We start from the raw sequence: 13,826 nt of genomic DNA on the forward strand, positions 1-13,826 counted from the left end.
TGATCATCGAAAGTTTTAAAATTAGATACAAAACCTGTTTAGTAACTATAATTAAAATACCTAGTTGCAGATAACTTCCTCAGTGACATTCGCTCCAGATGCTGCAAAATCTGGGCAACTAGTCGTGAGTCTATGACAGACTTATTTACCCAATCATCAGCCCCAACAGCAAATATTTTTTCAAAGGTATTGACATTAAAATTATTAACGAGAAACAGCACTGGTAAAAATTGCCAGTAAGGATCATTACGTACTACCTGGCAAAGTTCAATCCCATTAATATGCGGTATTTCTAAATCTAGAATTAGCAAATCAGGAGAAAATTCTATCAGAGTATCCCAAAAATATTGCGGCTCTTTAAGAGCTTTTACGGTAATTCCTAAAGCTTCTAGATATCGATGTAGAAAATTTAATAAATGGAGATTATCATCTACAATCATGATTTTCGTTTTAGTAATCCCAGTTTGTGGTAATACTTGAATAACTGACTCAAAAATTTGGCTAGAAGGCAGATATTTTGGCAAAAAAGCACAGCCGCCAGCACGGGCAACTTCTACACGCTTAATAAAATTATTTTGATTAGTAAGTATTAAAATCGGTATTTGAGGCGATAGCTGAGATAATTCTCTTAGTAAACTTAGACTATCTTCTTCAATATCAATATCCAGTATTACCACATCAGGATTTAAAGATGCAATTATAGTTCTACTACCTGCAATATCATGAGTAATTTTAACTTTTATTCCCAGGTTTACAGCTTCATCTAGCAATCCGTTAAAAACTTGCTGATCATTGCTAATCACCAATAGCAGATTTTGATGTTGCTCCAAGGAAGTTTTTTCTAGATTCCTGGGCAACGCCGTTAGCAGTTTATCTAAATAAAAACATTTGGCTTGGGTGATCAAATTTTGATTCTGAAATAAATCTTCTATTTTTTTAGCTAATAATGAAGCGTGTGGAAAACCAAAACTCCCCAACGAACCAACCAATTTGTGAGCTTCTTGCTCTGCCTCTTGCTGCATTTGCAGGTCAAGCGTACCTTTTCTTAAAGCATTCACCGCTTCTTTAAAAAATGCAATCCGTGAACCAACCTTTGCTTTGAAATTTTCTCGCTCTTGAGCAATGGCTGTGAGTAGAATTTGCTGCTGTGTTAAATTTATTTCTGGCTCAGTTATCAGACAATTTGCTTCATGAGCTAAAGCTTTCAAGCGATAACCCATCCCGTAAACAGTTTCGATAAAAGCGTAGTTAGCACCTGCTGCTTGTAATTTCTGTCGTAAACTTTTGATATGAGATTTAATCGTGTTTTCTTCTGGTGGATCTTTTTCCGCACTCCAAAGTTTTTCTACAATTGCACCCCGGCTAAAAGTACGTTGGTTGTTGCGTAAGAAAAGCTCTAAAATACTAAATTCTTTGGCTGTTAAATTTAGTGGCTTGTCTGCATAAGTTACCTCACAACTACTAGGGTCAAGGCGTAAGCTTCCCCATGCTAAAACAGGAGGTAAAGAAGTATTTCCTCGACGTAATAAAGCACGAATACGAGCTGATAACTCTTGAAAATCAAATGGTTTGACTACATAATCATCTGCTCCGGTATCTAAACCTAGAATTTTATCAGTTTGAGAATCTTTTGCTGTTAACAGCAGAATCAGCATTTGATAGCCTGCTTGCCGTAATTGTCGACAAAGACTGATACCATCCAGTTTCGGTAGAACAACATCTAACAAAATTAGTTCATAGTTACAAACACTCACCAATTCCCAAGCAACTTCACCATCAGCAGCAATATCAACTGCATAATGTTGTTTAGTCAGAGTTGTTGCCATAGCTTGAGCCAGCAGATCATCGTCTTCAACTAAAAGAATTCTCATGAAAAGTAGTCATTTCTAGACGAAACCCTAAGCGCCATCATTAAATCTCTATAACTTAGGTTATCCCCGTTTTAGTTGTACAAGGCATCTATCAAAAGCAATGCTTAGGCTGAAAGATAGTACAGTAATCAGCGCCAAGAGCTTTCCAGAAAAGACCATCTGCATAAACTCACGCTAGAACGCAAAAGGCGATCGCGCATCATATGCTCAGTTGTCAATACTCCTTGGTATAGAAATAACTCCGTATCAGCTTTATAGCAGAAAAACGAGTCTTGCTTGTCTCTCCACGCATCAGGTAGAGCCAATGCTGCTGAAGGATATTTTGTATTTAATCGAAGCTTACGGTGTCACAAAATTCTGCCTCTAAGTAGAAGATATACTACTCAGTAATCTTTATAATTCATAAGTGGATTAAGTTATGTTCGCTAAGAATATATCAACCTTCATAACTATCAAATTATTATCAGTAGCCAAAAATTAGTTGCTTGGCTTTGCTGAATGAATTGCAGTTCAACGAGGAAATAAAATTGCCGTGTCTTCATTAAGGACTTTTGAAGATAAGCAGCCGCAAATCCGGACTTCGCCTAGTTTAGAGTTTTGGAAAGGGGTGGGTCAAATTACCGGCTGTACCCTTTTATCAATCACCACGCTGACAAGTTCTGTACTAGCTGGGGGACTGCTTGGTTTAGCTATTAGTTTCCGTGATTTACCAAGCGTTAGAACAATCAGGAATTTTGTACCTGCTGAAACAACTTATATCTATGACATTAAAGGCAGGCTATTGGCAAGTATTCATGGGGAAGTTAATCGTGAAGTAGTCCCTTTAAAGAAAATTTCTCCTCACCTGAAACGAGCAGTATTAGCCAGCGAGGATACTTCTTTTTACCATCACCACGGTATCGATCCTGTTGGAATAGGGCGTGCTTTAGTGGTTAACTTAGAAGCTGGGGAAGTGCAGGAAGGTGGCTCTACTCTCACCATGCAATTGGTGAAAAACTTGTTTTTATCTCAAGAGCGTACCTTTACACGGAAAATAGCAGAAGCAGTGCTGGCAATTCGTTTAGAACAAGTTCTCAGTAAGGATGAGATATTGGATCTGTATCTCAATCAAGTTTATTGGGGTGATAACAATTATGGTGTCCAAATGGCTGCGCGTTATTACTTTAATAAGTCAGCCGCAAATTTAAACTTAGCTGAATCAGCTATGATGGCAGGATTACTTCCTGCACCAGAAAATTTCAGCCCGTTTATTAACCTGGAATTAGCAAAACAAAAGCAGAAAGAAGTGCTGTTGAGAATGCTGGAATTAAACTGGATTAGCCAGCAGGATTATAATCAGGCTCTTAAGCAAAAGATTCAACTGAATAACAAGAGAACTTTAGAAGGTAGTGCTGCACCTTATATAACTAATAGCGTAGCGCAAGAGTTGGTGAGAAGGTTCGGACGTGATGTCCTGCTTAAAGGTGGACTGCGGGTGCAAACAACCATTGATGCTCAATTCCAAATGATGGCCAACAAAACGGTCAAGCGTTGGCATCAAAGGCTAAAACGTCAAGGGCTAAGAAATAATCAAATAGCTTTAGTAGCTATTGACCCGCGTACCCATTTTATTAAAGCTTTAGTTGGTGGCGTGGATGCTAAAACTAGCGAGTTCAACCGAGCAACTCAAGCACGCCGTCAGCCAGGGTCTGCTTTTAAGCCGTTTGTTTACTATGCTGCTTTCGCTAGCGGCAAATTCACACCTAATACAATAGTGCAGGATACTCCAGTCAGGTATCGTGATGGCAATGGTTGGTACTCTCCACGCAACTACGATAATAGTTTTATGGGAGCAATACCAATTCGCACAGCTTTATCACTATCTCGGAATATTCCGGCAATCAAACTTGGCAAAGCTGTAGGTCTAAATAGAGTTATTGAAACTTCTCGGACTTTAGGTATTACAAGTCCGATGGAACCTGTAACTTCTTTGCCTTTAGGTGCAATTGGTGTAACGCCTGTGGAAATGGCTAGTGCCTACGCTACTTTGGCAAATTATGGCTGGCAATCACCGACTACATTAATCATGCGTGTCAGTGATAGTAATGGCAATGTTTTGATAGACAATACACCTAAGCCTCGTTTAGTTTTAAATCCTTGGGCATCTGCATCTGTGATTGATGTGATGCAGTCTGTAATTAATAACGGTACAGGTAGAGCGGCGGCTATAGGTCGTCCGGCGGCTGGTAAGACAGGCACAACTTCATCAGAAAGGGATGTTTGGTTTGTGGGTACTGTACCACAATTGACAACTGCGATCTGGGTAGGAAGAGACGATAACAAAAGATTAGGTTACGGCGCAACAGGTGGTGGCACGGTTGCTCCTATATGGCGCGATTTTATGCAAAATGCGCTTAAAAACTTACCAGTCGAGAACTTCAAGCGACCTTCTAATTTTCCTCGCCCTCGGCCGAATAAAAAATAAGAACTATATGGGCTACTTGTAGTTTTGTAGCACCAAATTTAATTTCAACCAAGCTAGATATAACCTAAAATCGCGTTGCATAACAGTGGGATCAATTGAGGCAAGCAGGGGATGCACCCAGCCTGTAGCTCCTGAATTCAGCAACTCACCTAAAATTAAGTGAATGCCGACAGCCTCACCCATTGCAACTATCCGCATGGGCTGTGGCATTAAGTGTTGTCATGATTATTTTGGGCATCATTCGCTACACCCTTTTTTACATCAATAGCGATCACAACTTCGGTTTCTAAGAAAGCAGCAGTAAATATTGTTGGGCATAGAGCAAATATCTTACTTTTGATTCCATTTTTTATAACTTATGTTAGAGAATTGTCTTTTTAAATTGGTTGTAATAATTAATTATATTTTATCATAGAAAAATGATTACTAATAGCATACCTCTTATGAATCACTAAAAATGGAGAAAATATTTTAACTTGATTTGCAATCTTTAATAACATCATAAAGTCAGATTTTTTATGAATGAATATGTCATATCAAAAACATAATATTTTAAGAGCAACCGTGTAATTGATAGTTTAAAGATTTAATTCACCCTTGTAAATAAATATAACTATCGTGTCTTCATCAGAAAATATTGAACAGGAACAACTACTAATTCAGCCTTCACCTAATTTTGAGTTTTGGAGAAAAGTAGGTTTAGTTACAGGTGGTACTCTCTTATCAATTAATATGTTGGCAATTTCTATTGTGACAGGAGGGTTAGTTGGCTTATTTATTAGTTTCTATAATTTGCCACAGCTTAGACAAATACGCAATTTTGTACCAGCAGAAACAACATATATATACGACATCAAAGGTAAGCTTTTGGTAGGGTTGCATGGAGAGGCTAATAGAAAATTTGTGTCCTTAGATCAAATTTCTCCACATCTAAAAAGAGCAGTCTTAGCTATTGAAGATAGTTATTTTTACAATCATCACGGTATCGACCCCGGAGGTATAGGACGTGCTGCGTTAGTTAATTGGGCATCAGGTACTGTGAAAGAGGGTGGTTCTACCATCACTATGCAGTTGGTAAAAAATCTGTTTTTATCTCGCGATCGCGCTTTAAGCCGCAAAATAGCAGAGGCTGTATTAGCAATTCGCCTAGAGCGTATTCTCAATAAAGATCAAATTTTAGAACTGTATCTTAATCAAGTTTACTGGGGTCATAATAACTATGGTGTGCAAACAGCAGCCCAGTCTTACTTCAATAAATCAGCACAAGATTTAACTTTGGCTGAGTCAGCTTTGATGGCTGGCCTTATCCAAGCTCCAGAAAAATTTAGTCCTTTTGTGGACATGAATTTAGCTAGACAAAAGCAAAGGCAAGTCTTGAGAAGGATGCGGGAATTAAAATGGATTACGAAACAAGAATATGATGATGCTCTTCGACAACAGATTCAATTAGGCAAAATTAAATCTTTTAAAGCTAGTGTTTTTCCTTATGTCACTAATGCCGTATCACAGGAATTAATTGAAAAATTTGGGCGTGATGCTGTACTCAAAGGTGGAATGCGGGTGCAAACAACAGTATCTAGTGATTTACAAATAATTGCAGAAGAAACTGTAAAAAAATGGCACAAAACTCTTAAAGAACGAGGGTTAAAAAACAATCAAATTGCTTTAGTAGCAATAGACCCACGTACTCAATTTGTCAAAACCTTAGTAGGTGGTGTTGATTCGCAAAAGAGCGAATTTAACCGTGCAACTCAAGCCCAGCGTCAACCTGGGTCTGCTTTTAAGTCGTTCGTCTACTATACTGCTTTTGCCAGTGGCAAGTTTACGCCCGATACAAAGGTACTAGATTCTCCAGTCAGCTATCCTGACGGGGATAAAACTTACTCTCCACGCAACTACGATAATACCTTTAAGGGTGCAATGCCAATTCGTACTGCTTTAGCACTTTCTCGCAACGTCCCTACGGTGAAGCTTGGTAAATCTGTAGGAATGAATAATGTGATCAAAACTTGCCGTACCTTGGGAATTACTAGTCAAATGGAACCTGTAAGTTCTTTACCATTAGGCGCGATTGGTGTTACGCCACTAGAGATGGCTAGTGCCTATGCAACTTTTGCTAATTATGGTTGGTACTCTTCTCCAACACTCATTACCCGTGTGACTAATAGTAGTGGTGATTTATTATTAGATAATACCCCTAAGCCTCGTCAGGTTCTTGACCCTTGGGCATCGGCCGCCATTTTAGATGTGTTGCAATCAGCAGTGAAGGAGGGAACCGGTAGAGGTGCGGCTTTAAACCGTCCAGTTGCTGGCAAAACTGGTACAACCTCTTCAGAAAGAGATATCTGGTTCATAGGTACAGTACCACAGTTAACAACAGCCATTTGGGTAGGTAGAGATGATAACGGACAATTAGCTAGGGGTGCAACAGGCGGAGGTATGGTTGCTCCCATTTGGCGTGATTTTATGCAGAAGGCGCTTCACGATGTACCAGTCGAGAAATTCAAGCCACCTTCTAATTTTCCTCGCCCTCAGCCAAAGAAGAAATAAGCATTTGGATGATGTTATGGCTAATTGAAAAACAACTATTTCTTGTCAGGCATAATTTGAAACCGATCGCCTACTCAATGACTAAATTGCTGAGAATTTACCAGACATTTTACTCAGACTGTTAACAATGGTGATTATGTTGAATGGTATTTACTCCTCTGCTTTCTTCTGTAATGGGCAATTTGACCGTAAATGTGGCTCCTTGTCCTATTCCCTGGCTTTGGGCTTGGATTGTACCACCATGCAGTTCTACCAGATGACGTGCGATCGCTAGTCCTAAACCTAGTCCTTTATTTGACCGAGTATGGCTACTATCTGCTTGACGAAAGCGTTCAAATATATGAGGTAGAAAATCAGCACTAATACCCTGACCCGTATCAATTACTTGAATTTGAGCATAGTGAGGAATCGGGCATGAAACATTAGTTTCGTCCCCCCTGTTTCCCAATCCCCAGTCACCAGTCCCCAATTCCTTTGACAAACACACCTCAATGCGTCCGCCGTTGGGTGTAAATTTGATCGCATTGGTGAGTAGATTTAACACAACCTGTAGCAAGCGGTCTGAGTCACCCCAAATTTTGTCTATGGAAGTATCAGGTCTAGATTTAATTTGAATACCCTTATTATCTGCGAGTGATTGTACAACTTCTATAGCATCTGTAATTACTTCTACTAAATCAACCAAATCAATGGAGAGCGAAAGTTCTCCCCTAACAATACGTGAAATATCAAGCAAGTCTTCAATCAGTTGCATTTGCAAATTAGCGTTGCGCTCAATTGTCTCAAGAGCAAGACTGGCTCTCGCTTCATCTAGCGCACCCGTTTGCAGCATTCCAGCCCAACCGATAATTGCGGTCATGGGGGTGCGTAGTTCATGGGACACTATGGCTAAAAAGTCGTCTTTGGAACGGTTTGCGGCTTCTGCTTCAGCGCGTGCGGCTTGTTCTCGCAGTAGTAATTGCTCTTTTTCTTCTTCAGCTTGTTTGCGTTCAGTAATATCTTGCATAATTTTAGAGAAGCCGCGCAGATTGCCATTTTCATCTCGTAAAGGTGTGATCAGACAATGCGCCCAGAAAAATGTGCCATCTTTACGAATGTGCCAGCGATTCTCCCTAGAAAAACCTTCTGTTAAGGCTTGCTTTAATACTTGTTGTGGTTGTCCACGCTCAATAGCTTCGGGCGCAAAAATTAGCTCAAAAGGTTGACCAATAATCTCTGCTTCTTGATAACCTAAAATACGTTCTGCGCCAATATTCCAAGTAGTAAAGTTAGCGTTGGAATCGAGCATGAAAATTGCGTAATTAGTGACTCCTTCTACTAGCAGCCGATAACGTTCCTCACTTCGACGTAGATTATACTGGCTTTGAAGTAGACGCTCATAATTTTGTTGGGCTACTCGTGCATTCATCTGAGCTTGCGATCGCGCCTGGCGCAGTGCAGAATTAAGTGAGCTAATCAATAATCCGACTAACACAAACTGAAGCAACCCCACTACACTAAATCCACTGACAGCCAGAGAATAAAAAGGGTGTAAGAGAAAGTAGGAGCAGACTACAGCAGACAAAAAAGTTGCCAACAATCCTGAGTTGAAGCCTCCATACCAGGAACTCACCATGACAGCAGCTAAAAACGGTGGGTAAATGGAATTGAGCCTCTGGATCTGCCACAGAAGTAATGTCAGTATAAGAGCCAGCAAAACGCTGAAGAAAGCAATACTATGGCTTTGTGGTTGCGATGACCTCTGGTCAGTCAAAGACCTTCGCCAAAGATTGGGAAAAGCCCATCGCGTCAATTTCCGCATTTTAGATTACTTCGGTAATGCCATTGGTTTATTCAAGTTCTGCACAAGTTTTCCACTTTCAACTTTTATCTTAAAAAATTAATCTTCTCTTCAGAGTATGGTGATTTTCAATATTTCCCCTCACTTCACAATCATAATTCCGATGAGCGAGGAAAATAACCACGATGAATAGTAAACAAATTTTAGTTATTGATGACGAAGATGACATCCGCCAATTGATTCAGACTTGTCTAGAAATCATGGGGGGTTGGAATGTGTTGACTGCTACTTCAGGTCATCAAGGATTACTTTTAGCTGAGTCATCTCAACCTGATGCCATCCTTTTAGATATCATGATGCCTGATATGGATGGTTTGACAACTCTTCAAAAACTCCAGGCTAATCAAATCACTAAACATATACCTGTGATTTTACTAACGGCCAGAGGACGCACATCTGACCAGCGTTTATTTACCCAACTGGGAGCTAGAGGCATAATCAGTAAACCATTTAACCCTCAAAAACTTGCTGCTCAAGTAGCAGCAGCCTTGAAATAAAGTAAATGAATAAATCAGCAAGACTGTTTTAAGTTCAGTTATCATGGGCTTCAATTATTAATATTCCTGCCTAGATATAATGGCATATTTGATGGAAAACTAGTATATCTATAGTCTTAGTAAGCTCACTCTTAAGTATTAATTTATTCGGAAAATATATATTTTCCACTAGTTTTCCACCTTTATCTTTTAGTTTATTAGTGAATATTGGTCAAATTTAAGTTTTAAGATATATTTATATTTAACAATGTTAAGACTTAACATCAAATCACAGTTGGTATTTATGTCGCAATTCTATTTAATATGCTTATAATTACATGAATTAAATTTAGGTAAACATAAGCATTTTTAGTTTTTTTTGTCACTAGATATAACTGTTCTTATTTTAAATAAAGAAGTAACCAAATGAAATTGTCAAGGAGGTATTTATGTACAATCTCAATCATTCTGGTTTGAAAAAAATGGGATTAACAGGAACAGCCTTTGGAAGTTTACTAATTGGCTTGTCTACAATTTCTCAATCAGCAGTAGCACAACCACAAATGCCCACAGTTAATCCTTGTCCCAGTATTTTTTACGAAGAACCACATCGTAATCGAGTTATGGTTCCACCCGGATGTCCGCCGAATGCTGCAACTTTAAGATTACAACAGCAAGGGCAAACATTAGGTCAACCAACTATATTGGTGGTTCCTCGGCGTACAGGTGTACGACCCATACAGCCACCTGTCCCTGAAAGTCGGCAAAGTGCGATTGCCACTATTACACCAACAGCAGGTACTGTCGATGTAAAGCTAAAAAATAACACTAATGCTGGTATTTCTTATCAAGCAATTGGTCATACACAGCCTCGCTATATTACAGGTGGACAAGAGTTTATTCTGAGAAATTTACCAACGCCTGTCACTATTACTTTGGTACGTGAAGATGGTGGACTGCTAAAAGTAATGCCGATGTCTACCTCCCAAGGGGTGCTTTCAGTCTCGTTAGATGAAACAACCAATTTCGATAATAATCAAGGTGTCTTGAGAATTCAAAGGAATGGTCAGGTATTTTTAAATTAATGTAGTTCACCCATTAATTTTTAATGTTTGGAAAAGCTGACTACCAACAATCAAAAGCTTTGTGATTGTAAAAAGATATATCAAGCTAAGGGACAAAATCATCATTAAGATTGAGGCAAAAATGTGGGGAGCTTTGAATAATTAGTCATCTGAACTTGATATTAATCAAATTGAATGGAGATTTTGCAATGATCAACTTCGTCAGAAATAAGTGGAGTTCCAAAGGAGTTATTACTCTAGCAATCTCCACAGCTTTACTAGGAGCTTGTACCAACAACTTAGAGCGAGAAGCCGCAGTACCAGAAAACAACGTTACTACAGAGGAAGTCACAGAAAATACAAACCAACTCATCGGTCGAACTGTAACCGTTAGAAGTACGCCTATCAGAACATTAGGCCCATCAACTTTTACAGTCAGCGATAAGGAATTTTTTGGTGCTGAACCAATTTTAGTGGTGAATGCTTCTGGTAAGACTTTTACCTTACCTACTGACCCAAACACACCAATTCAAGCAACAGGCCCAGTTCGTAAGTTTGTAATTGCAGATATTAATCGAGATTACAACTTGGGTTTAGATGCCAACTTGTATAGAGATTACGAAAGTCAACCTGCAATTATCGCTCAATCACTGGCACTTGCTCCTAAACCTGGTGAACTTACCACAAACCCCAGTCTTTATTATGGCAAAACCCTAGCGGTGACAGGTGAAGTGGAAAATATTAGAAATACCAGTTCGTTTACCTTGGATGAAGATAAGTTATTTGGTGGAGAGGATTTGTTAGTGATACGCGCCGGGACTCCGAAAGGAACTGTCAATGAAGGTGAGAAAGTTGCAGTTACAGGGGTGTTGCGTCCGTTTGTTGTAGCTGAATTGGAGCGGGATTACGATCTGAACTGGGATTTGACTTTGCAGAGGACACTGGAAGCAGAATACCGCAATAAACCTGTGTTAGTTGCAACAGAGGTTTATCCCTCAGCGATTCCCCAATAGGAAATTCTTTCTGTACGCCTTTGAATCGACTCATAGTTAAAACTCCATCTTTTCAGATGTAAATCATTCTCAATTGGGACTCCTAATTTATGGATATCCTCAACAAAACATTGCTCAACCTGCGAACAATCAAACTGCGTCGGTTCTTCGGGTCGCTGTTATATCCCTTACAACGAGATTGGTTAGAGCGTCAGTTTCTTAAGCCTCAAACCTTAGAAGCTGTTGAGGAAACTGGAGAAGTTTACAAAGCTGAAGCCACTAAAAGCGGTGGACAATTCAACTTCCAGCACTTTGAGTTGGAAATTTGTTTTTTGAGTGCTGATTTAGTGCGTGTTGAGTGGAAACCAGGGATATTACCTATTGCTTATGGTATTTCCCGCAATGCTTGGCCAGAGGTAGAGACGACATTTCAAGAGACGGAAAAGTGTTGGACAATTTCTAGTTCACAGCTAAAGGTGATTGTTAACGTTGATGGTAGTCTGAAATTTCAGAACAGCTTAAGACTGACATTACGGGAGGAATTACCCCCTCAACGGCAAACAAAGCTATCACATCTAGGAAAAGAAGAAGCTTGGATACATCAAGCCAAACTGCGACCAGAAGAACATATTTATGGCTTGGGGGAAAGAGCAGCTCCGTTAAATCTCCGCACCTGCGGCAATGAAGAGGAAACTAGGACATACAGAATGTGGAACTATGATGCAGGAGGCATATATGGGACGGGAACTGACCCCCTGTATCTTTGCATTCCAGTCTATTTAGGTCTGCATGAAGAAGGTAGCTACTTAATTTTCTATGAAAATTCCTTTCCTGCCAACTTTAGTTTCTCAAACTTAGCTAGAGCCGAGTTTGAAGGCGGGATGTTGCGCTATTACTTTAGTGCGGGTTCTTTGCCTCAATTGTTGGAGCGATACACAGAATTAACAGGTCGCCCACCTCTACCACCACGCTGGACTTTTGGTTATCATCAGTCGCGTTGGGGGTACGAACGAGAAGCCGCACTGCGGGAAGTTGTAAAGGGGTTTGAAACATACAACATTCCCGTAAGTGCATTGCACCTAGATATTGATGTTTTAGATAATTTTCGTGCCTTTACCATTGACCCCGATCGCTTTCCTCATCTTCCTGAGTTAGCCGCAGAATTGGCAGCTAAGGGAATAAGGTTAATTACTATTATTAACCCTGGTGTTCGAGCATCCAGAAAAAACAAACTGTTTGAGGAAGGACGCGCTCAGGATGTCTTTTGTAAATTGCCAAATGGTAAACCTGCGATCGCTTCTGTTTGGGCAGGTTTATCTGCTTTCCCTGATTTTACCAATCCCCAAGCCCGTCACTGGTGGAGTAGACAGTATGAGTATCTGCTTGACCTGGGCATTACTGGATTTTGGCATGATATGAATGAACCAGGTGTGTTTGTACTTTGGGGCGACCCTTCACTACCACCCCATGCAACTTGGCATTCAATGGAAGGTAGAGGTGGCGACCACCGCGAAGCGCATAATTTTTATGGATTACTTCAAGCTGAGGCTGGATACCAAGCCTTATGTGAGTACCAACCTCAACGACGACCTTTCATTGTTTCGCGCTCTGGTTGGGCAGGTTTACAACGTTATGCCTGGACTTGGACGGGAGATATTATCACCAGTTGGGAAGGATTACGCCAAACTATTCCCACAGTTTTAAACCTGGGATTATCGGGAATTGCTTACAGTGGTTCTGATATTGGTGGATTCAAGGGTCATCCGAGTGCAGAATTATACTTACGCTGGTTTCAGGTATCCTGCTTCATGCCATTTTGCCGCACCCATTCTGCCAATAATACTAAGCCTCGTACACCTTGGAGTTTTGGTGAACCAACGCTGGGTATTGTGCGGCAATTCTTACAATTACGGTATCGTTTGATGCCCTATTTTTACACCTTAGCTTGGGAATCCACTCAAACCGGACATCCTCTAGTACGTCCTTTATTCTGGGCAGATCAGGACAATCCTCACCTTTGGGATATAGATGATGCCTTTTTGTTGGGTGATGCCCTGTTAGTTGCGGCGATCGCCGAAGAAGGCGCAACCTCAAGAACAATTATATTACCTAAGGGAAATTGGTATAACTTTTGGAATGATGAACTCCTAGAGGGAGAAAAGCAGGTCAAATTAAAAGCACCTCTAGAACAAATACCGATATTGGTCAAAGCAGGAAGCATCTTACCAATGGAGGAAAATAATCAATTGATTCTTCATCTCTATCCGTCCGCATTCTTAACTAGTCAAGGTCAGGTTTACAGTGATGAGGGTGATGGTTATGGTGAATCGCGGTGCGATCGTTTTTACTTAACGCACAATCAAGACTTCTTAGAACTGATTTGGAAACAACAGGGAGATTACGTTTTTCCTTACACGAGTGTTCAATTATATCTCCACGGGTTTGAACCGCAGCAAGTTTGGGTGGACGGCGATGAAGTTGTCAATCAGGGACGATGCTTAGATTTAGAAATATTTGAGCAAGTTCGCTGGCAAGGAATGTTCACCCATTCTGAGTATTTCAACTAACC

The 13,826-nt window shown here is 40.2% G+C and carries 9 protein-coding genes; 6 read left to right on the forward strand and 3 right to left on the reverse strand.

Annotation, left to right across the window (positions count from 1 at the left end; genetic code table 11):
• Positions 1-38: 38 nt before the first annotated feature.
• Positions 39-1,871: a response regulator gene (locus ACN222_RS26565; protein ID WP_010999447.1), complete on the reverse strand. Its 1,833-nt coding sequence runs from the start codon at positions 1,869-1,871 to the stop codon at positions 39-41.
• A 532-nt stretch (positions 1,872-2,403) separates the two neighbouring features.
• Between ACN222_RS26565 and ACN222_RS26570 the strand changes: the two genes are divergently transcribed.
• Positions 2,404-4,335, forward strand: a complete 1,932-nt coding sequence (locus tag ACN222_RS26570) for a transglycosylase domain-containing protein (RefSeq protein ID WP_010999448.1) — start codon at positions 2,404-2,406, stop codon at positions 4,333-4,335.
• Positions 4,336-4,347: 12 nt separating this feature from the next.
• Here ACN222_RS26570 and ACN222_RS26575 read toward each other — a convergent pair whose 3' ends face one another.
• Positions 4,348-4,545: a hypothetical protein gene (locus tag ACN222_RS26575; protein ID WP_010999449.1), complete on the reverse strand. Its 198-nt coding sequence runs from the start codon at positions 4,543-4,545 to the stop codon at positions 4,348-4,350.
• A 408-nt stretch (positions 4,546-4,953) separates the two neighbouring features.
• Here ACN222_RS26575 and ACN222_RS26580 point away from each other — a divergent pair, with 408 nt between their 5' ends.
• A complete protein-coding gene (locus ACN222_RS26580) occupies positions 4,954-6,885 on the forward strand; it encodes a transglycosylase domain-containing protein (RefSeq protein ID WP_010999450.1) in 1,932 nt (643 codons plus the stop codon).
• Between the two features lie 121 nt (positions 6,886-7,006).
• Here ACN222_RS26580 and ACN222_RS26585 read toward each other — a convergent pair whose 3' ends face one another.
• Entirely contained in the window at positions 7,007-8,686 is a 1,680-nt protein-coding gene (locus ACN222_RS26585) for an ATP-binding protein (protein WP_010999451.1), read from the reverse strand.
• A 164-nt stretch (positions 8,687-8,850) separates the two neighbouring features.
• Between ACN222_RS26585 and ACN222_RS26590 the strand changes: the two genes are divergently transcribed.
• The 4 genes from ACN222_RS26590 (at position 8,851) to ACN222_RS26605 (ending at position 13,824) form a co-directional block, all read left to right on the forward strand.
• Positions 8,851-9,222 (forward strand): response regulator, encoded by a 372-nt coding sequence (locus ACN222_RS26590; RefSeq protein WP_010999452.1) that lies wholly within the window; start codon positions 8,851-8,853, stop codon positions 9,220-9,222.
• Between the two features lie 428 nt (positions 9,223-9,650).
• Positions 9,651-10,286, forward strand: a complete 636-nt coding sequence (locus ACN222_RS26595; RefSeq protein WP_010999453.1) for a hypothetical protein — start codon at positions 9,651-9,653, stop codon at positions 10,284-10,286.
• 188 nt (positions 10,287-10,474) lie between these two features.
• Positions 10,475-11,278, forward strand: coding sequence for a hypothetical protein (locus tag ACN222_RS26600; protein ID WP_010999454.1), 804 nt, complete (start codon positions 10,475-10,477; stop codon positions 11,276-11,278).
• 89 nt (positions 11,279-11,367) lie between these two features.
• Entirely contained in the window at positions 11,368-13,824 is a 2,457-nt protein-coding gene (locus tag ACN222_RS26605) for a TIM-barrel domain-containing protein (RefSeq protein WP_010999455.1), read from the forward strand.
• Positions 13,825-13,826: the final 2 nt, after the last annotated feature.

The sequence above is a fragment of the Anabaena sp. FACHB-595 genome, assembly GCF_048568275.1.
GTDB lineage: Bacteria > Cyanobacteriota > Cyanobacteriia > Cyanobacteriales > Nostocaceae > Trichormus.